Genomic DNA, 21,050 nt, shown 5'->3' on the forward strand with positions numbered 1-21,050 from the left:
CATTTCATTAAAAAGGCCTCACGCATGAGCACCTATGCGATCGGCGATTTACATGGTTGTCATGCTGAATTCGTAGCGCTGCTGGAGAAACTCAGTTTTAACCCTACGCGGGATACGCTTTGGCTAGTCGGCGATTTGATTAATCGCGGCCCCGGTTCTTTAGCGTGCTTGCGGGAGGTGCGCGCGCTCGGTAGCGCCGCAAAAAGCGTATTGGGCAATCATGACTTCCATTTGCTGGTCGTGGCCCGTGGCGGAGGTAAGCTTAAAAAAAATGACACCCTGAGCGATATTCTTGGTGCCCCTGACCGGGAGGAACTGCTGGATTGGCTTCAAAGCCAGCCCCTTAGCGTGTTTGAGCACCGGATACTAATGACCCATGCCGGGCTGCTGCCCCAGTGGAGCGTTCCTCAGGCCGAAGCGCTCGGGCGGGAAGTTCAGGCGGCGCTAGCGAGTGAAACATCAGGGCAGTTTTTAACCCAGCTATTCGGCAACCAGCCGGACATCTGGCGCGACGATCTAGAAGGCATGGACCGGCTACGTTTGATTGTGAATGTGTTCACTCGGATGCGCTTTATTGATGCCCAAGGGCGTTTAGAGTTTGCCGCGAAAGAGGGGCTTGATAGTGCCCCAGAAGGTTTTCTACCTTGGTTTCAATACCCGCGTGCCGATGATATTCAACTGCTGTTTGGCCACTGGGCTGCCCTTGAAGGGGAGGCTCCTCAGGCGCAGGTGCCCGTCGAGGCGCTTGATACAGGCTGTGTTTGGGGTGGGCGATTAACCGCGCTAAACCTGACCAATGGCGAGCGCACTAGCGTGCCCAGTCAGCAGCGGGGGAGATAGAGGATACAATGGAGAAAAGTAACACTAAAAAATGGACTGATCCCCGTTTAGCAGGCCTTCAGGTTTATCGTGTAGGCGGCGCGGTGCGTGACGCTTTGCTAGGTTGGCCGGTTGTCGATAACGATTGGGTCGTGGTGGGGGCGACGCCAGAGGCCATGCGCAAGCGTGGTTTTAAGCCAGTGGGTCGCGACTTTCCGGTTTTTTTGCACCCAGAGACCGCTGAGGAGTATGCCCTTGCCCGCACCGAGCGAAAGTCTGGCCACGGCTACGCAGGGTTTGATGTTCACGCCAGCCCCGATGTCACGCTGGTAGAGGATTTGTTACGCCGTGACCTAACCATCAATGCAATTGCCCAGAGCATTGAGGGGGAGTTAACCGACCCGTTTAATGGGCAAGGCGATATTGAACAGCGTGTGCTGCGGCATATCTCATCGGCGTTTAGCGAAGACCCGCTGCGGGTACTGCGTACCGCGCGCTTTTTAGCCCGCTATGCATCGCTGGGATTCACCATTGCTGATGAAACCCTGGCATTGATGCGCCAAGTGAGCCACAGCGGTGAACTTGAGCATTTGGCCGCCGAGCGGGTGTGGGTGGAAACCGAAAAGGCGCTGGGCGAACCGAGCCCGGACGTTTATTTCACCACCCTAGAGCGCTGCGAGGCGTTGCCTATCTGGTTTCCCGAACTCATGGGGTCGGTGTTGCCACGAGGTTTAGCTGCACTGGATCAAACGCCTCGAAACAGCACGCTAGCAGTGGCCCACTGGCGCTACGCGCAGTTGGTGTCACCGCTCACCGCCGAACAGCGTGATGCCTTAGCAACGCGGTTAAAGTTGCCCAACGGCGTGGCCCAGCTTGCCCGCCATACCGCGCTCACTCATACGCTGCTTGCCGCGCCACTGGATGGCCCGAACGTGCTGCATTGGCTGGAACGATTGGATGGCTGGCGCAAGCCCGAGCAGGTCGAGGCGCAGTTGGCATTAGTGAGCGTGCTGGCGCCGGAGCAAGTGGAGCGGCTTGGCAGCGCTTGGCTAGCGGCTCGCGAGGTGAGGCCGCAGGCGTTAATGGCGGAAGGATATCAAGGGGCGGCGCTGGGTGAGGCAATACGCGTGCGGCGCGGGCAAGCCGTGGCGGTAGCACTTGAGTAGCCGGTTATCGACGGGCCGCTGCCAAGCGAGGAAGCTCGTCTGACTGAGAGATCCAGCGGCCACGCCAGCTAAAATCAACCGCCCAGAGGCGTTGGCTGCCTAGTTCGAAGGTTTTCCATAGCGAAGCGTAAGAGGTGTCACACAAGGGGTGGCGTTCAGTGGGTAGCAATTCAGCAAGCGGCTGCAGCACGAACGCATTATGAGTGATTTCGCTGCGTGGCAACGTGACATCATCGATGGTGCCGCAGAGGCTGCCCACGGTAAGCAAGTCGATATCCAACGCGCGGGGGCTGAATTTAGCAGTGTCGGGAAGGCGGCCGTGCTCGATTTCCAGCTGCTTACTCCAGGCCTGAAGCTCCCCGGGGGGCCAATCACTGTGAAAAGCCACTACCAAGTTATAGAAATTGCGACTGTCGGTAAAACCCACCGGTTCGCTTTCAAACACACGTGAGATTTGCAGCGAGCCAAAGGTGTCCGCGAGCGCATCAAGGCAGTAGCGGATATGCCGGGTAGGGTAAATATTGCTACCTAAGCTGACAGTGACCAGCTTCATGCGCTGGGCTCCTGCGTTGCCTCTGGTAAGGCGCCGCGGGTAATTTCCAAACCGACGCTGACAGCGTTGGGCACTGCGCCGGGTTTACGCACGGTGAGGCGCAACCAATTGATTGGAAATTCTGTGCGCAGGTACTCTGCGAGGCGTTCGGCGAAAGTTTCGACCAGGGCGAATTGATGAGCATCGGCAAATGTCTGGATGCGCTGACAAATGGCCGCGTAATCCAGCGTGAGGCGTAAATCATCGGTCGCTGCCGCTGAACGTATATCGGTTGCCAGCACCAAGTCCAAGCTCAGCGACTGCTGAATCGAACGCTCCCAATCATAGACACCGATAACTGTGTCGACGGTTAACGCTTCAATCAAAATGCGATCCATCTGCCTTCCCCCAGCTGCAACAAGCGGGCGATTGTACGTTAGGATGGGGCTAAACGACAGCGAGCCAGGCTATCGAGACGGTCTATAAAGCGAGCAGAGCGCCATGGAATGGATAGTAGTGGGTTATTTAAGCGGCAGTTGGTTGGCAGCGCTGAGCGTTTGCCGCCTAGCGGGTGTGGGTGACCCACGCCAACATGGCTCGTTTAACCCTGGGTTTTCTAACGTATTGCGCCTTTATGGCCCCCGTTTGGCGGCCGTTACTCTGCTGCTAGATGCCTTAAAAGCTATGCCCGCTGTTTTAGGGGCCAAGCTTATGAACTGCCCAGTATGGTTGCAGGGGCTGGTTGGGCTGGCCGTGTTGCTAGGACACAGTTTTCCCTTATGGCATCATTTTCGTGGCGGAAAGGCAGTCGCCAGTGCGTTTGGTGTACTGCTGATATTGGTGCCCAATGTGGCGCTATTAAGCGCCGTCATTTGGGCGCTACTGGCGTGGCGGCTAAAGACGGCGGCGATGGCATCGCTGGTCAGTGCTTTGGTGGCGCCGCTGATATGCGCTTGGCTAGCGCCTGCGTATTTTGTGGTAGTCGGTGGCTTTAGCCTGCTGGTGCTGGCCCGCCACGGGCTCAATATTCGTCGATTGCGACGCGGTGAAGAGCCGCCATTTCGCGGCTCCTAGAGCGCAGCTAGCTGTCAGCGGCAGCCGGGAGTGTCAGTTGATCCAGCGGCCAACGGGGTGTCGCCTGCATGAGGCCGGGGGTATCGCACTCGCCCGCTGCCAAGCGTTGAGCGCCTACGTAGGCAATCATGGCGCCATTGTCGGTGCAGAAGCGCCCGCGTGGGTAGTAGGCGCGGGCTTGGCGTTTTTCACACTCAGCGTGCAGTCGTTCACGCAGGCGATGATTGGCGCTAACCCCACCCGCCACCACTAAACGTTTCAAACCGGTTTGATCCAGCGCTCGGCGGCACTTAATGACCAGCGTATCAACCACGGCTTCTTCAAAGGCGCGGGCTACGTCGGCACGTGCTTGGTCGTCGAGTTCCCCGGCTGCCTCCAATTGGCGGATGGCGGTCATGGTGTGGGTTTTTAAGCCGGAAAAACTAAAATCGAGTCCTGGTCGGTCGGTCATCGGGCGTGGGAAGCGAAAACGCTTGGGATCCCCTTGTTCCGCCAGTTTGGCGACTTGAGGCCCACCTGGGTAGGCCAAGCCCAGCATTTTGGCAGCTTTATCAAACGCTTCACCCGCGGCGTCATCCACCGATTCACCGAGCAACTGATAGCGGCCCAGTCCTTGCACTTCGACCAGTTGGGTATGCCCGCCGGATACCAGCAGTGCCACGAAGGGGAACGCAGGCGGCTCGTCTTCCAGCATCGGTGCCAGTAAGTGGCCTTCCATGTGATGCACGCCCAGTACGGGAATGTTTAACGCTCGTGCCATGCCGTGGGCGGTGCTGGCGCCCACCATTAATGCACCGACTAAGCCCGGGCCAGCGGTATAAGTAATACCGTCCAGGTCATGACGCGTTAGCTTGGCATCGCTGAGCACTTGCTCAATCAGCGGGAGCAGTTTGCGGGTGTGATCGCGAGAAGCGAGTTCGGGGACCACGCCGCCAAATTCGGCGTGCATGGCGATTTGACTGTAGAGCGCGTCGGCAAGCAGCCCTTTGCCGCCGGTTAGCGAAGTGTCATAAAGCGCAACGCCCGTTTCGTCGCAGGATGTCTCAATGCCCAGAACACGCATAAAAGGGGACTCTCAAAGGATGTGCAAAAAATATAAAGGTGAAAATCACAAGGTCAGTAGTCTAGCATTGTCGCTGCAAACGAGCGTAAGCATTTGCAAAGATGGCCAGCGACGACTAGACTACTGTGCGCTGTAAAACTGGGTCGTACACCGCGTTCTAGATCGTAATATCGCAGTGTACGTACTATCCGAACTCAAGACTCCTTAAGGTAGGTGAGTGCTTAATGCCTTCTGTAAAAGTACGTGATAACGAGCCGTTTGACGTCGCCCTGCGTCGCTTCAAGCGTTCTTGCGAAAAAGCCGGTGTTCTTTCTGAAGTACGCCGCCGCGAGCACTATGAGAAGCCGACTGCTGAGCGTAAACGCAAAGCGGCAGCTGCCGTAAAACGCCACGCTAAGAAAGTCCAGCGTGAGCAAAAGCGTTTCGAACGGCTCTATTGATCCGTACCCGAGGGGGCCGGAGCAGTTAGCTGGTCGTCTCAAGAGGGATGCCAAGCGGCCGCCACTAGGTGGCCGTTTGTTTTTGACTGTCGTTTTTAATGCTTTCGTTGGTTAAGACCGTCGCTGTTTATGATGATCTGATCTGGTAATGGGTCTGATGACCTTAGGCAGTGTTTTTAAAAACTGGTTTTGAAAACAGATTTTAAAAACAGGGCTTTTAAAAACAGTCTCGAAAGTTAGCGCTTTGCGCGAGGATGCCCGTAGTTCATGGCAGGCCAAATTCCACAGCGTTTCATTGATGACCTCTTAGGCCGCGTTGATGTGGTCGAGGTGGTCGGTGAGCGTGTGCAGCTTAAAAAAGCCGGCCGTAACTACTCCGGGCTATGTCCCTTTCATCAAGAGAAAACCCCGTCGTTCACCGTCAGCGCGGATAAGCAGTTTTATCACTGCTTTGGCTGCGGCGCTAATGGGAATGCACTACGCTTCTTGATGGAGTACGACAAGCTGCCGTTTCCCGAAGCGGTAGAGCAGTTGGCCGGGCGCTTGGGTATTGAGGTGCCTCGCGAAGGGGCTGACGACCCGCGTGCTCAGCAACGCGAAAAGAAGCGCAAAGAGGGCGTTAACCTGCTCGAACTCGCCGCCAGTTTTTATCGCGAGCGATTGAAGATGCAGGAAGGGCAGCCCGCCCAGCGTTATTTGACGGGTCGTGGGCTCTCGGGTGAGGTGATCAAGACCTATGGTATTGGTTATGCCCCGAGCGGTTGGGAGGCGCTGAAGCAGCATCTCAGCGAGCGCGGTATTGGTGAGCCGGTTCAGGTGGAGTATGGCCTGCTGATTCATCGTGAAGATACCGGGCGTACCTATGACCGCTTTCGGGATCGGGTAATGTTTCCGATTCGTGATCTGCGCGGACGTACGATTGCGTTCGGCGGCCGGGTAATGGGCGATGATCAGCCCAAATACCTCAACTCGCCGGAAACGCCCGTGTTTCATAAGGGGCGTGAGCTTTACGGCCTGTATGAAGCGCGCCAAGCCTCTAGCAAGCTTGAGCAGCTTGTCATGGTCGAGGGTTACATGGATGTGGTGGCGCTGGCGCAATTCGGTATTCATAACGCCGTGGCGACGCTGGGTACCGCCACCACGGAAGACCATTTAACTCGCCTGTTTCGACTGGTGAGTCGTGTGGTGTTCTGTTTTGACGGCGACCGTGCGGGAAGGCAGGCGGCGAGTCGGGCGTTGGAAACCGCGTTGCCGCAAATGATTGATGGCCGTGAAGCGCGCTTTCTGTTTCTACCGGAAGGTGATGACCCGGATACCCTGGTGCGCCGTGAAGGCACCGAGGCGTTTCAGGATCGCGTCACTTGTGCGATGCCGCTGTCGGAGTTTCTGTTCGAGCAGGCGGCCCAAGGGCGCGACTTAAATACGGTGGAAGGACGCGAGCGATTTGCCAGTCAGGTGCTTGAAGCATTGAACAAAGTGCCTGATGGCATGCTCAAATCACTACTGCTTGAGTCATTGGCGCAGCGTAGTGGGTTGGCGCAGGAGCAGTTGAAAGTATTGCTCGAAAAACGTACCCAAGCGGCACAGCGCCATCTGGCGCAAGGGGAGCAGGGTGAGACTGACTCGACTTCAGGAAGTCCCAGTGCGGTCAAATTGGCGTCTACTCAGCCATCGCGTTCCCGCTCTCAGGTGCTTTCTCCTGTCGGGCGTATTGTTCAGCTTCTGCTGCATGAGCCTAATTTGGTTTCAGCGCTACCTGATCATTTAGAGTGGCTGCCAGAAGATGACGATACGCCGCTATGCCGAGAGCTGGTTGAACTGCTCAAAGCAGGGCGTTACCGCAGTCCGCAGGTGGTGTTGGCGCATTTTCAGGGCAGTCAGCAGGGGCAAGCTTTGGCAGCCTTCGCTAAGCGCGAATTGTTGATTCCAAAGGCAGATAGGGAAGCAGAGCTGAATGGCTGGGTGGAACATCTGCAGCATGTTCAGCGTCAGCGTTCTCCGCAAGAGGAGTACGCAGCGTTGCTGGCGCAGGAGCGCGCCGGACAAAAGTTAGATAAGGAGCAGCGCCAGCGTTTGGCAAGCTTGGTAATGGAGCTTGCACAGCGCCAATAAGGCGGTGTTTTGAGCGATGGGGTTGAATTCCTGCCGTATCAACACCAAATATAAGGTCAGCCACCGAGCGTTGGCCTAACCGAACAACCTAACACACCTAAATGACCGCGCAAATACGTCGAGCTGGAAAATTTCCTGCTATTTACGCTATACTGTACGGCTTGTTGAGTTTAATCGATTCAGCGCTCCAGGTGTTTCATTCTTCTTCGTCGAGATAGGGTTTCTATGGCTGGAAATGCGCAGCAGCAGTCACGTCTGAAGGAGTTGATCGCACGCGGCAAGGAACAGGGCTACCTGACCTATGCCGAGGTCAACGACCATCTACCCGAGGATATCGCCGACCCGGATCAAGTGGAAGACATCATTGGCATGATCAACGACATGGGTATTAGTGTCGCTGAAGAAGCGCCAGATGAAGACACTTTGATGATGTCGGATCAATCCACGGACGAGTCCGCTGCGGAAGAGGCCGTAGCGGCCCTTGCCGCCGTGGAAAGCGATGTAGGCCGCACCACTGACCCCGTCCGCATGTACATGCGTGAAATGGGCACGGTTGAACTTCTGACCCGTGAAGGCGAAATTGAAATCGCCAAGCGGATCGAAGAGGGCACCCGTGAAGTGATGTCGTCTCTGGCCTATTTGCCGGGTGCCGTCGCGTCTATTCTGGACGCCTACGACGCTACCCAGGATGAAGAAGCGCCTGGGCGCCTGTCGGATCTGTTTTCTGGTTTTATCGACCCCGATGAAGGCATCCCCGGCGTTGCCGAAGCGGAAGTGCCGGAGCCGGAACCCGAAGCTGACATTGACGACGACGTTGAAAGCGACGGCGACGATGAGGACGAAGATTCCACGGCGACCGAAGGCGGCCCGGACCCCGAAGAGGCGCGGGCGCGTTTCGAGCAGATTCGTGAGCAAAATGCCTTGGTGGAAGCGGCATTCGCTAAATATGGCCGCGGCAGCGCCGAACTTAAGGCTGAGCAGACCCGTTTAGCGGTACTGTTCTCGCCGATCAAACTGGTACCCAAGCACTTTGAGCGCCTTGTTGGCCAAGTGCGTATCAGCGTTGAGCAGGTGCGCGCCCAAGAAAAAGCGGTCATGCAGCTGTGCGTGAAAAAAGCCAAGGTGCCGCGTAAAACGTTTATCAAGTCGTTCCCTGGCAACGAGTCGCGTAAAACCTGGCTGGATGATTTCCAGGCAGCGCAGAGCAAGTACGCTGACCGCTTAGAGCCGCTGCGCGCCGATATTGCCCGCGCTCAGCGCAAGATCGCCTTTGAAGAGGACATGGTGCAGCTTTCAGTTGCCGACCTTAAAGAGGTGAATCGCAAGCTCTCGATTGGTGAGGCGAAAGCTCGCCGCGCCAAGAAAGAGATGGTCGAGGCTAACCTGCGCTTGGTGATCTCGATTGCCAAGAAGTACACCAACCGTGGTTTGCAGTTCCTGGATCTCATTCAGGAAGGCAACATCGGCTTGATGAAAGCGGTCGATAAGTTCGAATACCGCCGTGGTTACAAGTTCTCTACCTATGCCACTTGGTGGATTCGTCAGGCAATCACCCGCTCCATTGCGGATCAGGCGCGCACCATTCGTATTCCGGTACACATGATTGAGACCATCAACAAGCTCAATCGCGTATCACGCCAGATGCTGCAGGAAATGGGCCGCGAGCCGACGCCGGAAGAGCTTGGCGAGCGTTTGGAAATGCCGGAAGACAAAGTACGCAAGGTGCTCAAAATTGCCAAAGAGCCGATCTCCATGGAGACGCCGATTGGTGACGACGATGATTCACACCTGGGCGACTTTATCGAAGATGGCACCATGCTGCTGCCCATCGATATGGCGACCGGCGAAGGCTTGATCGAAGCCACCCGCAACGTGCTAGGTGGCTTGACCGCCCGCGAAGCGAAAGTGCTGCGTATGCGCTTTGGTATTGATATGAATACCGACCATACGCTGGAAGAAGTGGGCAAACAGTTTGACGTAACGCGCGAGCGCATTCGTCAGATTGAAGCCAAAGCGCTGCGCAAGCTGCGTCACCCCAGCCGCTCTGAGCCGCTGCGCTCGTTCCTCGACGAGTGAATGCCGTAAGTAGTGCGTGGTAGTAAGTAGTAAGTGATAGTAAATAGTGAGTGATAAATAGAAAGTAAAAAGCCCGCCGTTCTTTGAACGGCGGGCTTTTTTATGATCGGTATGTTTTTTTATGATCGGTATGTTTTTTTATGATTGTATGTTTTGTTTTTGATGATAAACGTGTGTCTTATGACCGAATATTTGCCCCAAGTGCTACTGTCTGGCCAAGTAGACCCGTCTTGCTAGCAGCAGGAGTTCAAGGGTGGCGATCAAAATTAAGCTGTAACCAAGTAGCTCAACCACTTCTTCGGCGACGTTTTTAAAGTCCCGCGTATAGCTCTCTTGAAGCACCGTGCGCCAAAAATCCTGCCGCCCATATAAGCGCGAAAAAATATAAGTGGTTAGCACGCCTGCCGTAAATAAACCAAACGCAAAGGTATTGCTATAGTGGGCAAACTCTTCCAGAAAGCGTCGGCGTTGCTTAATCACCCAAACCAGCGTGGGAATAATAATCAGCGCGACAAGTACCTTCCACGTGTTGCGGGCTATATAGTTGTCTAAAAAATAATCTTGTTCGCGCACCAGCGAAGCGGCCACAAACGCTAGCAGCAGTAGCGTGACGGTGGGCCAGACCTTTAGCACCTGACGAATATAAATCAGCATGGCGCAGCAGGTGGCCAGCACGAGTGTTTGCGTAAACTCGGTAAAACCCAATTCAGAAAACCGCACTGAGGGAAGATAGAGCGCTTCAAGATAGGCGCCTTGGGCAATTGCCCCAATGAAAAATACGTATAACACTGCACGTATTAAAATAGTTTGAAACCCTATTGGCCAGGGAGGTGAAGAAGACATACCGACATCCATTGTGGGTAAGCAGCGTCGTAACGTGCATATGCAAACATGCAGGGGTGAATGTTCATTATATCGTCACACTTCTGTGTTCGCACGTCGATATTGTGGTTATTCGCTCGACGTTTGGTCATCGCCCCTGCAAAGTGTTAAATGGGCAGGCAATAACAACGTTGTGAGGGAGTATCGGCATGGCTATTAGTGTGTTTGATCTTTTTCGTATTGGTATTGGACCCTCCAGTTCCCATACGGTCGGGCCGATGCGCGCTGCGCGTGATTTTGCCATGGCGCTCGAAGACGCCTCCGTCACGCGAGTCGTGGTAAGACTTCATGGCTCACTGGCCGCCACCGGCGTGGGTCACGGTACTGATCAAGCGGTGATCATGGGACTGATGGGGGAGGCGCCCGAAAGCATCGACCCCGACACTATTGCATCGCGATTAAAACAACTTGATGAGAGCGAACCACTGTTGCTTGCCAATGGCCAGCAAATCGCCTTTGAGGTTGGCAGCGATGTGGAGTGGGATGAAACCTGCCTGCCGTTTCATCCTAATGCCATGGTGTTGAGCGCTTACTGCCATGGCACACTGATAGCGACGAACACATATTACTCACTAGGCGGCGGCTTCTATGTTGATCAGGCCAAGGCGGATCAAGGCGAGGTGGGTGAGGACAGTACGCCGCTGACATATCCCTTTAATACGGCGGAGGAGCTGCTCGCACTCTGCCGGCAGCATCAACTGCGCATTAGTCAGTTGATGCTTGAAAACGAGAAGGCTTGGCGTAGCGAATCGGCCATTCGTGAAGAGCTGCTGACTATTTGGCAAGCGATGAGTGACAGCATTGACAATGGCCTGCGTGCCACAGGGCATTTGCCTGGAGGGTTAAATGTGCGCCGCCGTGCGCAGTCTTTGCATCAGCAATTACTGAGTCCGCCAGAAAATCAGCGCCTGATTGTGTCGAGTTTTACTGTGATGGATTGGGTCAATGTATTTGCGCTGGCGGTGAACGAGGAGAACGCCGCTGGGCGGAGGATGGTCACCGCACCGACTAACGGGGCGGCGGGCATCGTGCCAGCCGTATTGGCGTACTATTTGAAATTTGAGCCCGACGCTAGCGAGGCGGATGTAGTGGATTTTCTGCTCACAGCCGGGGCAGTCGGCATTTTGTGTAAAAAGAATGCTTCCATCTCGGGCGCTGAAGTAGGCTGCCAAGGCGAGGTGGGCTCCGCCTGTGCAATGGCGGCCGCTGGGCTTGCCGAAGTGCTGGGCGGCACGCCGGGCCAAGTGGAAAACGCTGCTGAGATCGGCTTGGAGCATAATCTGGGGTTAACCTGCGACCCGGTGGGCGGCCTTGTCCAAGTGCCTTGTATAGAGCGCAATGCGATCGCCTCCGTCAAAGCCATTAATGCCGCGCGTATGGCGCTGCATGGCGATGGCGAGCACTTTATATCGCTGGATAAAGTGATTCGCACCATGCGCGATACCGGCCGCGATATGCAGGATAAGTACAAAGAGACCTCTAAAGGCGGGCTCGCCGTTAATGCTATTGAGTGCTAAGCAGCGGTTTCTTAACTAAGCGAGTCCTTGGGCAAGACGCTAGCAATATTGGCGACCAGATAATCTACCAACTGGCGTATTTTAGGCGATAGATGGCGGTGGCGAGGGTAGACCGCCCACACAGCGGTATCGTGGTGCTGAAAAGGCTCCAGCACGGCGACCAGCTCGCCGCTGGCTAAGTAGGGGGCCACGTAGTAGTCCGGCAACTGGGCAAGCCCCAACCCCTTGCGCGCGGCGTCCAGCAGCGCCGGGCCGGAATTGCCGCTCCAGCATCCCTCGACACGGACTTCCCGGCGTTGGCCGTTCACTTCAAATAACCAGTTAGGTCGTGAGCCAATCAAGCAACGATGTTGGCTAAGTTCAGCCAGGGTATGCGGGCGCGGCGCTTGGCGAAAATAGCTCTGCGAGCCGACGATATATTCGCGCCGGTCGCATAGGCGCCTAGCGATTAGGCTGGAATCCTTTAACACCCCCATTCGAATGGCAATGTCGTAGCCCTCTTCAATCAATTCCACCGGCCGGTTAGTGAAGTGCATATGCACGTCCAACTGAGGGTGTAGACACTGAAAGTCGTTAACCAGCGGGGCAATAAAACGCTCTCCAAACGTAGTGGCCGAGGTGAGTTTAAGCAAGCCGTTAGGCTTGCCTTGCAGTTCGCTAAGCGCTTGTTCAGCATCGCGCAGCCCATCAAAAAGATGACGACAGTGCTCAACGTAAGTAGCCCCTGCATCGGTCAGGCGGATTTGCCGCGTGGTGCGGTAGAATAATTGTACGCCCAGCTGATTTTCGAGCTGGCTGACCAAACGACTGATATGCGAAGTGGATACTTTTAAGTGGCGGGCAGCGGCAGAGAACGTGCCCAAACGCACTACCTCGACAAACGCTTCGATACGGCTCCAGTGCTGCATGTTGATTCCTTAGGTCGACGGCGATTGTTGCTGAGTGACAATAATCTTATGAGTGTATCCCGCTTTATCTACTGCGCCTAGCTGACCTACACTGCTCGCATCGTTAGCGTATCAATGGAGTGTATAGCTTATGTCTAAATTCTTATCTCAGTGGTCGCGCGGTGCGCTGGCCGTTGCTATTAGTGCTGGCTGTGCCGCTAGTGCTCAGGCAGAGCTACCTACGCAACAGCAAGAGCAGGCTCCCGGCTGGTTTCGTATGATGGTTGGGGAGTATGAAGTCACTGCTCTATACGATGGTCATACAGCGATTGATACTTCTTTGCTAAAAGGCATGGAGCAAGAAGAGATTCTTCGCCATCTGGATGCGCTATTTATTGATGCGGAAAGCGGTATGCAAACCGCGGTTAACGCTTTTCTTATTCATACTGGCGAGAATCTGGTGTTGGTCGATGCCGGGTCTGCCGCCTGCTTTGGCCCCTCGCTTGGTCAGGTAGAGAGCAACCTCCGCGCATCAGGCTACTCGCCAGAAGATGTCGACACGGTGTTGATGACCCATTTACATCCGGATCATGTTTGCGGTTTAGCCAATGAGAGTGGCGAGGCGGTTTATCCAAACGCTGAGTTACGTGCCAGCCAAGCCGATGCTGATTTTTGGTTGGATGAGGAGCGTGCGGCAGCGGCGCCCGAAGGTAATCGAGCGTTCTTTGAAATGGCCCAAGACGCGGTAGCGCCTTATCAGGAAGCGGGTCGCTTCAACCCCTTTACAGCAGGTGATGAAGTGCTCATGGGCATTGTTGCTCAAGATACTCATGGCCATACTGTTGGTCACTCAAGCTTTATGCTCAATAGCGATGATGAGGCCATGCTGGTATGGGGAGACGTAGTGCACAGCTACGGCGTGCAGTTTGCCGACCCTACGGTGGCTATTGAGTTTGATTCTAATCCAGAGCAAGCCGTGCGCACGCGGGAAAGTGTGCTCGAAAGCGCCGTTGAAGATAAGCACTGGATCGCCGGTGCCCATATGCCTTTCCCTGGTATTGGACATATCATAGAAGATGAACAAGGGTATCGCTGGCTGCCAATTGAATTTGCCCCGGTAGCAGCTGACGAGTAACGCATTCGTAATAGTGGTTGAAGTAATGAACATTGAGGAGCCGAAATGAAGTCACGCGCAGCTGTTGCACTAGAAGCGGGTAAGCCGCTCGAATTAGTTGAGATTGATGTTGAAGGCCCAAAAGCGGGCGAAGTACTGGTTAAAATGGCAGCGACTAGCGTCTGTCATACCGATGCCTACACGCTTTCTGGAGCTGATCCGGAAGGTAATTTTCCCGCCGTATTGGGTCACGAAGGGGCCGGCGTCGTTCAAGAAGTAGGCGAGGGCGTTACCAGCCTTAAGCCGGGCGACCATGTGATCCCGCTCTACACCGCCGAGTGCGGCAAATGTAAATTCTGTTTGTCGGGTAAAACCAACCTGTGCGGCAGCGTGCGCGCTACCCAGGGTAAGGGGGTCATGCCTGACGGTACCTCGCGGTTCTCCCTAGACGGTAAGATGCTTCATCACTACATGGGCACCTCTACGTTCAGCGAGTACACGGTGTTGCCAGAAGTCTCCCTAGCGGTGGTGTCTAAAGAAGCCCCTATGGATAAAATCTGCCTGCTGGGCTGCGGTGTGACTACCGGCATCGGTGCAGTGCTGAATACCGCCAAAGTAGAGCCGGGCGCTACGGTGGCGGTGTTTGGCCTTGGTGCGATTGGTCTTGCTGTTATTCAGGGTGCGGTGATGGCCAAAGCGGGTCGAATTATTGCCATTGACGTTAACGCTGATAAGTTCGAGCTGGCCAAGCAGTTTGGCGCTACCGATTTTGTGAACCCGAAAGAGTATTCAGACCCGATCCAACAAGTCATTGTCGATATGACCGATGGCGGTGTCGACTACTCCTTCGAGTGTATCGGCAACGTTAACGTGATGCGTTCGGCGCTGGAGTGCTGCCATAAAGGCTGGGGCGAATCGATCGTGATTGGTGTCGCCGGGGCCGGTGAAGAGATTTCGACACGGCCGTTTCAACTGGTCACCGGGCGCGTCTGGAAAGGATCCGCCTTTGGTGGCGTCAAAGGGCGCAGCGAGCTACCGGGTTACGTTGATCGTTATATGAACGGTGAGATCAATATCGACGACTTCATTACCCACGATATGCCGTTTGAGAAGATCAACGAAGCGTTTGATTTACTGCATGCGGGTAAGAGCATTCGTACCGTACTGCATTACTGAGTATCATTGCTGAAACTGATAGCTAGCACGTGTAAAACGCGGCGGGGAGACCTGCCGCGTTTGCTGCATTTAAAGGAACCTGCCCATGAGCATGAGTGAAACTTTAGAACTGGTGTCCGCTAACCGTAGTTTTGGTGGCTGGCATAAGCGCTACCGCCATTACTCCCGTGCGCTGGATTGCGACATGGTCTTTGCCGTTTACCTGCCCCCCCAGGCGGAAAACGCGCGCGTACCGCTGCTTTGGTGGCTCTCGGGGCTAACCTGCAATGACGAAAACTTTATGCAGAAAGCGGGCGCTCACCGTATTGCCGCCGAATTGGGTGTGGCGATTGTCTGCCCTGACACCAGCCCCAGAGGCACGGATTTGCCTGGCGAGCACGAAAGTTTTGACCTGGGATCCGGGGCTGGGTTCTATGTCAACGCGACTGAGGAACCTTGGAAGTCTCATTATCGCATGTACGACTATGTGATTGAGGAGCTGCCTTCCGTAGTACGCCAGCACTTCCCGGTGAATGGTCGCGAATCCATTAGTGGCCATTCGATGGGTGGGCATGGCGCATTGATTCTGGCACTACGCCACCCAGGTCGTTTCCGCTCAGTATCGGCTTTTTCACCGGTGGTGAATCCAATGAACTGCCCCTGGGGGCAGCAAGCCTTTACCGCTTATCTAGGTGAAGACCAATCACGCTGGCGCCAGTACGACGCCTGTGAACTGGTGGCTAATGGTGCATCCCGTCAGCGACTGTTTATCGACCAGGGCGAAGCGGATCAGTTCTTAGAAGAGCAGCTTCAGCCTGAGCGTTTAGAAGCCGTTTGTGAAGAGCACGATCATCCGTTAACACTGCGCCGTCAGCCGGGCTACGATCACAGTTACTTCTTCATTGCCTCGTTCATTGAGGATCATCTGCGCTATCATGCAGACCACCTCATGAAGCGTTAAGGATTACTGGATGCTCAATCGTTCGCTGCGCCGTTTTATGCGTCTGCTATGGCGGATTGTATGGCGCAGCGTATTAGCGTTTGTGCTGCTATCAGTCGCGCTGGTAGTGCTGTTTCGCGTTGTTCCTCCACCGGGCTCGATGGTGATGGTTGAGCGCAAAATACAGAGTTGGATCCATAGTGAGCCGATTCGACTACAGCGCGAGTGGCGCGGTTGGGATTCGCTCTCTGACAACGCCAAACTGGCAGTGATTGCCGCAGAGGATCAGCGCTTTCCGCATCATAGTGGGTTTGATCTTGTCGAATTACGCCGCGCGCTGCAGGCCAGTCGGGACGGCGGAAGGCTACGCGGTGCCAGCACCCTGAGCCAGCAAACAGCGAAAAACGTGTTTCTATGGACCGGCCGAAGCTGGACGCGCAAGGGGCTAGAGGCGTGGTTCACGCTGCTGATTGAGATACTCTGGAGTAAGCAACGTATTCTTGAGGTTTATCTCAATGTCGCTGAGTGGGATCGCGGCGTGTTTGGGGTGGAGGCAGCGGCTCAGCACTATTTCGGCGCCTCTTCCCATTCCCTTACCGAGCGCCAAGCCAGCTTGCTGGCCGCTATTTTACCCAGCCCGTTAACGCGTAGCGCCGCAAGGCCCGATGCTCAGGTTGAGCGGCGCAGCCAGTGGATACGCCAGCAGATGCGTAACTTAGGCGGAGCTGATTATCTGCAACAACTATAGTTTAGGATGCTGATATAAAAGCATTGATAGCCGATTAGGTCATATTTTTATTCACATGACCTAATGGTATTGCCTAACGGTATTTGGCGTCATCAATTTCCGCCAATGCTTCTAAATTTGGGTAGGAAAAGTAGTAGCCTTGCTGCATCGGAATACCCAATTCAACTAGGCAGCGAGACTCTTCACGGGTTTCAACGCCCTCAGCAATTAGCTGTGTTCCCAATGTGCTTGCTAGCGCCACTAGGCTACGAAGTATGGCTTGTCGACGCTTATCACTATCGCATTCCATTACCAGGTCGCGGTCAAGTTTCAGCGTATCTGGCCGCAGGTCTGTCAGTAGATCGAGGTTGGCATAGCCATTACCAAAGTCATCCAGTGACGTGGTAAAGCCCATCTCACGGTAACTTTCGATAATCCGACGCATATGCCCACGATCTTTAACCCGCTCAGTTTCGGTTATTTCAAAATTGAGCTGCTCGGTAGGCCAGCCAACACGGTGCGCTGTTTCAAGGGTGGCTTGAATGCACGCTCTTGGTTCGTAAACCGCATTGGGTAGAAAGTTAATCGAGAGCTTTTCCTGCATACCCAGCTTGCTGGCTAGCTCTATGGCCTTGATACGGCAGGCCTGGTCAAAGCGGTACATCAAATCCTTTGTCACTTGCTCAAGTATTGAAAAGGCAGATTCACCATTGGGCCCGCGCACTAACGCTTCGTAGTAAATAATTTCTCGCTGACTAACATCGACGATTGGTTGAAATGCCATCGTAAATGCAAAAGGTACCGGTGAATCGCAACGGTTACAGTGTCCGTTCACCCTGGCACAGTGGTGTTGTGCTGACATGTTTATCCAAACCCTGTTCTACAAAACCTTGTTATCGTCTAGTCGCCCCATGGGCGGGTTTTCGAATCACCATCACTACCCCTGTGATGGCAATCACCATTCCCGCAAGCCCCAATAGGGGTAGACGTTCGTCAAATAACCACCACGCCTGAAGCGCCGTGACGGGTGGCACAAGATAAAAAAGACTCGCTACCCGCGAGGCTTCCCCCTTTTTAATCAAGGCCATAAGTAACAGGATAGCGGCAATTGAGAGAATCAACACCAGCCAAGCAAGGGTAAGTACAAAAGTATTACTCCATTCCACCTGGCGTGTCTCAAATAGCAGTGCGCCACTCCCTAGTAGGACACCTGCCGCCAAGTATTGAATAACCGCCCCAGAAAGCAGCGGCATACTGGTACAATATCTTTTCTGATAAAGCGTACCCAACGAAATGCCCATTAAAGCGGCAGTGACGCATAGTAAAGCGCTAATACCGAAGCCATCAAAAAGGGATTCACCAATCTCTAGCTTACTGCCGAGGACTAAGCAGATTCCGATTAAACCCAGGCTTAACCCCACCCACTGAAGCCGTGTCAGCTTTTCCCCTAATAGTGGCCCGGCAAAGGCGGCAGTTAAAAGCGGCTGAAGACCGACTAGCAGCGCCGCTAGCCCGGCCGGCATACCTAAGTAAATGCCATAGAAGACACCACCTAAGTAAGCGCCGTGAACTAGAAAGCCCGATATGGCGATGTGTGTCCATAACCTAGGTGATGTTGGCCAAGGAATGCGCATTAAGAGCGCCAACGGAATTAACAGCAGTAAGGTCAGCACGAAGCGTATGAACAGAAACGTGAAGGGTTCGGCATAAGGCAGGCCAAATTTGGCGCCAATAAAGCCTGTGCTCCAAAGAAGAACAAAAATAGCGGGCATAGCAGCCAAGCCCGCAGAAGAGAGGTCGTTATATTTTAAACTGTTGAATTTATTGGTCATTATTTTTCCGTAGTGGCGTGTTTAGATCATTTATTTGATACATATAGTTCTTTTTGTTACTAACTTTTACATAATAAATTGAACCTGCTTGAATCAGGCGCGTCACAGTTGGCACATACATAACGCAATATTGAGGTTTGTTACTATGCAACGTATGACTGCTCTGTTCTCCGCTGCCCTGCTCGCTACTGGTTTAATGACGGCTACTGCTCATGCCCAGCAAGATCAGGATTCAGCACAAGATCCAATGGCAACTCAGCAAGCAGCACCTGCCCAGGATTTCTCTGACGATCAGCTCCAGCAGTTCGCCGATGCTTCTCAAGAAATTGCGGTTATTTCTCAAGAATATACCCAGCGTCTGCAGGAAGCGGAAGATGAATCAGCGCAGCAGGAAGTGCGCACTGAAGCTAACGACCGCATGATCGAAGTGGTCGAAGACAGCGGCTTAGATGTTGATACCTTCAATGCAATTGGTCAATCTATTCAGCAAGACCCAGAAATGATGCAGCGTGTTCAGGAAATGGCTAGCCAATCCTAAGCTGAGTCATTGATATCAGCTGATAGCCTTCTAGTGTAGCTAGTTTACTAAATTAATTAGCCACGTAACTATCAGTTCGGCTTCGGCCACCAAAGCCCGGTGCTTATTGCATCGGGCTTTTTCATGTTGGCTTCTTCAATAATGAATCTTTTCAACAAGGTCGCCTTATTGTGCATCGTGGGTTTACCTTACCTAGCCTACCCGCCACACTTTACGTTATATGTTGATTATTCAGTCAATTGACCGGCAAGCCTAAGGAGTCCGTATGGATGTCGAACTGCTAGAAATACGCCAGCATATGGGGCGGTTTCCCCCGTTTGATGGGCTGTCGGATGATCTTCTCGATGCCATCGCAGAACAGGTGGAAGTGAGCTATTTCAAAACTGGAAGTAGTATTTTAGAGCTCAATGAGACGTTAAGTGACCTTTGCTATATTCGCAGTGGCGCTGTAGAGGTCTATCGTAGCCAGGGAGAGCTATATAACCGCCTGGGTGAAGGCGATATTTTCGGTCACTTTAGCCTGCTGCGTAACCACAAAGTGCGCTTCCCAGCCCAAGCGATTGAAGATACTTTAATCTACTTTATCCCTAACGCAGTCTTCCAACGTCTGTGTGAAGAAGATGACCATTTTGCTGATTTTGTTGAGCTAGAACGGCCACGGCTAGAAACCGCCGCCGAGCAGCAAAAGAAATCCAATGACATGATGGTCACGCGGATACGCAAACTGCTGACTCGATATCCGGTAATGGTTGAAGTTTCTACCAGCGTTCAGCAAGCCGCTCAGCAGATGAGCGAAGCCCAAGCCTCTGCGCTATTAGTATTGAAAGAGGGGAGTGACAACCCACGCTTCAGCTTCAAAGACAGCGAGGGCCAAACATGGCAGATGTGCGGAATTATAACCGATAGTGATTTTCGCACTCGCATTGTGGCTGAGGGGCTATCGCCACAAACTAAAGTGGGCGAAGTGGTTTCCTCGCGCTTAATTACTATTCAATCAGATGCCTCGGTCTATGAAGCCATGCTGACGATGCTGCGCAGTAATGTGCATCACCTGCCTGTGCTCTATCGTCAGCGTCCGGTAGGCGTCGTGCATCTTTCCGATATCATTCGTTATGAAACCCATAGCGGTCTCTATCTGGTTAGTAATATTTTTAACCAATCCAGCGCCCAAGGGTTAGCACGCTTAGCGCCGGATGTACGTGCGGCGTTTGTACGGATGGTGCAAGAGGGGGCCAATTCTCAGATGGTGGGTAGCGCGCTTTCCACCATCGGGCGTAGCTTTACCCGCCGACTGCTAGAAATGGCCGAAGCGGAACTAGGTCCGCCGCCAGTGCCTTACTGCTTTATGGTCAATGGGTCCATGGCGCGCAATGAGCAGAGCATTGTTACCGATCAAGACAATGCGCTGATCCTCTCCGATGAGTTTGTTCCCGAACAGCACGACGTTTACTTTCACGCCTTGGCGAAAATTGTTAGCGATGGTTTGGACGCCTGCGGCTATACCTATTGCAAAGGTGACGTGATGGCGACCAATACGCAGTGGCGCCAGCCACTAAGTGTTTGGAAGCGCTATTTTCAGGATTGGATGGCCAATCCGACGCCAGAAAGGCTGCTACACAGTTCGATATTTTTTGACCTGGATAGCTGCTATGGCGAAGACCACTATGTGGAAACGTTGCAAGACCTGATTGCTGAAACGGCACCCAAATCGCCGCTATTTTTAGCCGCCATGGCGCGAAATGCCTTAAACCGTACACCGCCGTTAGGATTTTTCCGTACCTTTGTGATGGAACAGGACGGCAAGCATAACAACTCCATCAATCTAAAACGGCGGGGCACTGCACCGATGGTGGATTTGGTGCGTATCCATGCCTTGGCTTGCGGCTCCAAAGCGCAGAACTCTTTCCAGCGTTTGAATGACATTGGAAACACCCAGTTATTAGCGACCGGGATGAGTGAAAAATTGAGCTATGCGTTTGAGTTTCTATGCATGTCACGGCTTCGCCATCAAATGATCGACCTACAAGAAGATCGTCTACCGGATAACAATATCGAGCCTGAGAATGTCGAGGATAGCGAGCGCCACACCCTGAAAGACGCTTTCCAGGTGCTTAGCAATGCGCAAAAATTTCTGAAGTTTCGCTACCCGATGCCCGCTCAGCGGCAGGGGCGCTGA

The 21,050-nt window shown here is 53.9% G+C and carries 20 protein-coding genes; 13 read left to right on the forward strand and 7 right to left on the reverse strand.

Features of this window, described 5'->3' with window-relative positions; translation table 11 throughout:
• Window positions 1–24 precede the first annotated feature (24 nt).
• On the forward strand, window positions 25–840 hold the full coding sequence (locus CXF87_RS01605) for a symmetrical bis(5'-nucleosyl)-tetraphosphatase (protein ID WP_101145225.1): 816 nt from the start codon (window positions 25–27) through the stop codon (window positions 838–840).
• Window positions 841–848: 8 nt separating this feature from the next.
• The gene (locus tag CXF87_RS01610) at window positions 849–1,985 is read left to right on the forward strand and encodes a polynucleotide adenylyltransferase (RefSeq protein ID WP_101145226.1); all 1,137 of its coding nucleotides are present in this window, start codon (window positions 849–851) and stop codon (window positions 1,983–1,985) included.
• Between the two features lie 4 nt (window positions 1,986–1,989).
• Here CXF87_RS01610 and folK read toward each other — a convergent pair whose 3' ends face one another.
• Together folK and folB are read right to left on the reverse strand one after the other, a co-directional pair.
• Window positions 1,990–2,538, reverse strand: a complete 549-nt coding sequence (gene folK / locus CXF87_RS01615; RefSeq protein ID WP_101145227.1) for a 2-amino-4-hydroxy-6-hydroxymethyldihydropteridine diphosphokinase — start codon at window positions 2,536–2,538, stop codon at window positions 1,990–1,992.
• Entirely contained in the window at window positions 2,535–2,915 is a 381-nt protein-coding gene (gene folB, locus CXF87_RS01620; RefSeq protein WP_101145228.1) for a dihydroneopterin aldolase, read from the reverse strand. Before folB ends, folK begins: the two co-directional genes overlap by 4 nt.
• Before the next feature lie 103 nt (window positions 2,916–3,018).
• On the opposite strand from folB, the gene plsY reads away from it, so the two are divergent.
• Window positions 3,019–3,591, forward strand: a complete 573-nt coding sequence (plsY, locus tag CXF87_RS01625; protein ID WP_101145229.1) for a glycerol-3-phosphate 1-O-acyltransferase PlsY — start codon at window positions 3,019–3,021, stop codon at window positions 3,589–3,591.
• Between the two features lie 7 nt (window positions 3,592–3,598).
• Here the strand turns inward: plsY and tsaD are convergent, their stop codons facing one another.
• Entirely contained in the window at window positions 3,599–4,654 is a 1,056-nt protein-coding gene (gene tsaD / locus CXF87_RS01630; protein WP_101145230.1) for a tRNA (adenosine(37)-N6)-threonylcarbamoyltransferase complex transferase subunit TsaD, read from the reverse strand.
• A gap of 224 nt (window positions 4,655–4,878) precedes the next feature.
• Between tsaD and rpsU the strand changes: the two genes are divergently transcribed.
• The 3 genes from rpsU to rpoD all read left to right on the forward strand — a co-directional run bounded on the left by rpsU (window position 4,879) and on the right by rpoD (window position 9,282).
• Window positions 4,879–5,094: a 30S ribosomal protein S21 gene (gene rpsU / locus CXF87_RS01635; RefSeq protein ID WP_008956349.1), complete on the forward strand. Its 216-nt coding sequence runs from the start codon at window positions 4,879–4,881 to the stop codon at window positions 5,092–5,094.
• 267 nt (window positions 5,095–5,361) lie between these two features.
• On the forward strand, window positions 5,362–7,206 hold the full coding sequence (gene dnaG / locus CXF87_RS01640; RefSeq protein WP_101145231.1) for a DNA primase: 1,845 nt from the start codon (window positions 5,362–5,364) through the stop codon (window positions 7,204–7,206).
• A 225-nt stretch (window positions 7,207–7,431) separates the two neighbouring features.
• On the forward strand, window positions 7,432–9,282 hold the full coding sequence (gene rpoD, locus CXF87_RS01645) for an RNA polymerase sigma factor RpoD (RefSeq protein WP_101145232.1): 1,851 nt from the start codon (window positions 7,432–7,434) through the stop codon (window positions 9,280–9,282).
• A gap of 204 nt (window positions 9,283–9,486) precedes the next feature.
• Here rpoD and CXF87_RS01650 read toward each other — a convergent pair whose 3' ends face one another.
• Complete coding sequence (locus CXF87_RS01650; RefSeq protein ID WP_101145233.1) at window positions 9,487–10,125, reverse strand: hypothetical protein; 639 nt, start codon at window positions 10,123–10,125, stop codon at window positions 9,487–9,489.
• A gap of 188 nt (window positions 10,126–10,313) precedes the next feature.
• Between CXF87_RS01650 and CXF87_RS01655 the strand changes: the two genes are divergently transcribed.
• Window positions 10,314–11,681 (forward strand): L-serine ammonia-lyase, encoded by a 1,368-nt coding sequence (locus tag CXF87_RS01655; protein ID WP_101145234.1) that lies wholly within the window; start codon window positions 10,314–10,316, stop codon window positions 11,679–11,681.
• 11 nt (window positions 11,682–11,692) lie between these two features.
• Here CXF87_RS01655 and CXF87_RS01660 read toward each other — a convergent pair whose 3' ends face one another.
• Complete coding sequence (locus tag CXF87_RS01660) at window positions 11,693–12,589, reverse strand: LysR family transcriptional regulator (RefSeq protein ID WP_101145235.1); 897 nt, start codon at window positions 12,587–12,589, stop codon at window positions 11,693–11,695.
• A gap of 130 nt (window positions 12,590–12,719) precedes the next feature.
• On the opposite strand from CXF87_RS01660, the gene CXF87_RS01665 reads away from it, so the two are divergent.
• From CXF87_RS01665 to mtgA, 4 genes are all read left to right on the forward strand, one after another.
• Window positions 12,720–13,703 carry an MBL fold metallo-hydrolase gene (locus CXF87_RS01665; protein ID WP_101145236.1) on the forward strand — a complete coding sequence of 328 codons (984 nt, stop codon included), beginning with the start codon at window positions 12,720–12,722 and terminating at the stop codon, window positions 13,701–13,703.
• Window positions 13,704–13,748: 45 nt separating this feature from the next.
• Window positions 13,749–14,858, forward strand: coding sequence for an S-(hydroxymethyl)glutathione dehydrogenase/class III alcohol dehydrogenase (locus CXF87_RS01670; protein WP_035558881.1), 1,110 nt, complete (start codon window positions 13,749–13,751; stop codon window positions 14,856–14,858).
• 85 nt (window positions 14,859–14,943) lie between these two features.
• Window positions 14,944–15,798, forward strand: coding sequence for an S-formylglutathione hydrolase (gene fghA / locus CXF87_RS01675; RefSeq protein ID WP_101145237.1), 855 nt, complete (start codon window positions 14,944–14,946; stop codon window positions 15,796–15,798).
• Between the two features lie 10 nt (window positions 15,799–15,808).
• Complete coding sequence (mtgA, locus tag CXF87_RS01680; protein ID WP_101145238.1) at window positions 15,809–16,525, forward strand: monofunctional biosynthetic peptidoglycan transglycosylase; 717 nt, start codon at window positions 15,809–15,811, stop codon at window positions 16,523–16,525.
• A gap of 73 nt (window positions 16,526–16,598) precedes the next feature.
• Here the strand turns inward: mtgA and CXF87_RS01685 are convergent, their stop codons facing one another.
• Window positions 16,599–17,366, reverse strand: a complete 768-nt coding sequence (locus CXF87_RS01685; RefSeq protein WP_442906335.1) for an EAL domain-containing protein — start codon at window positions 17,364–17,366, stop codon at window positions 16,599–16,601.
• A 31-nt stretch (window positions 17,367–17,397) separates the two neighbouring features.
• Entirely contained in the window at window positions 17,398–18,336 is a 939-nt protein-coding gene (locus tag CXF87_RS01690) for a DMT family transporter (RefSeq protein ID WP_101145240.1), read from the reverse strand.
• A gap of 145 nt (window positions 18,337–18,481) precedes the next feature.
• Here CXF87_RS01690 and CXF87_RS01695 point away from each other — a divergent pair, with 145 nt between their 5' ends.
• Both CXF87_RS01695 and CXF87_RS01700 read left to right on the forward strand, forming a co-directional pair.
• The gene (locus CXF87_RS01695; RefSeq protein ID WP_101145241.1) at window positions 18,482–18,874 is read left to right on the forward strand and encodes a DUF4168 domain-containing protein; all 393 of its coding nucleotides are present in this window, start codon (window positions 18,482–18,484) and stop codon (window positions 18,872–18,874) included.
• 265 nt (window positions 18,875–19,139) lie between these two features.
• Window positions 19,140–21,050, forward strand: coding sequence for a DUF294 nucleotidyltransferase-like domain-containing protein (locus tag CXF87_RS01700; RefSeq protein WP_101145242.1), 1,911 nt, complete (start codon window positions 19,140–19,142; stop codon window positions 21,048–21,050).

The organism is Halomonas sp. MES3-P3E (assembly GCF_002836035.1).
Taxonomy (GTDB): Bacteria; Pseudomonadota; Gammaproteobacteria; order Pseudomonadales; family Halomonadaceae; genus Vreelandella; species Vreelandella arctica.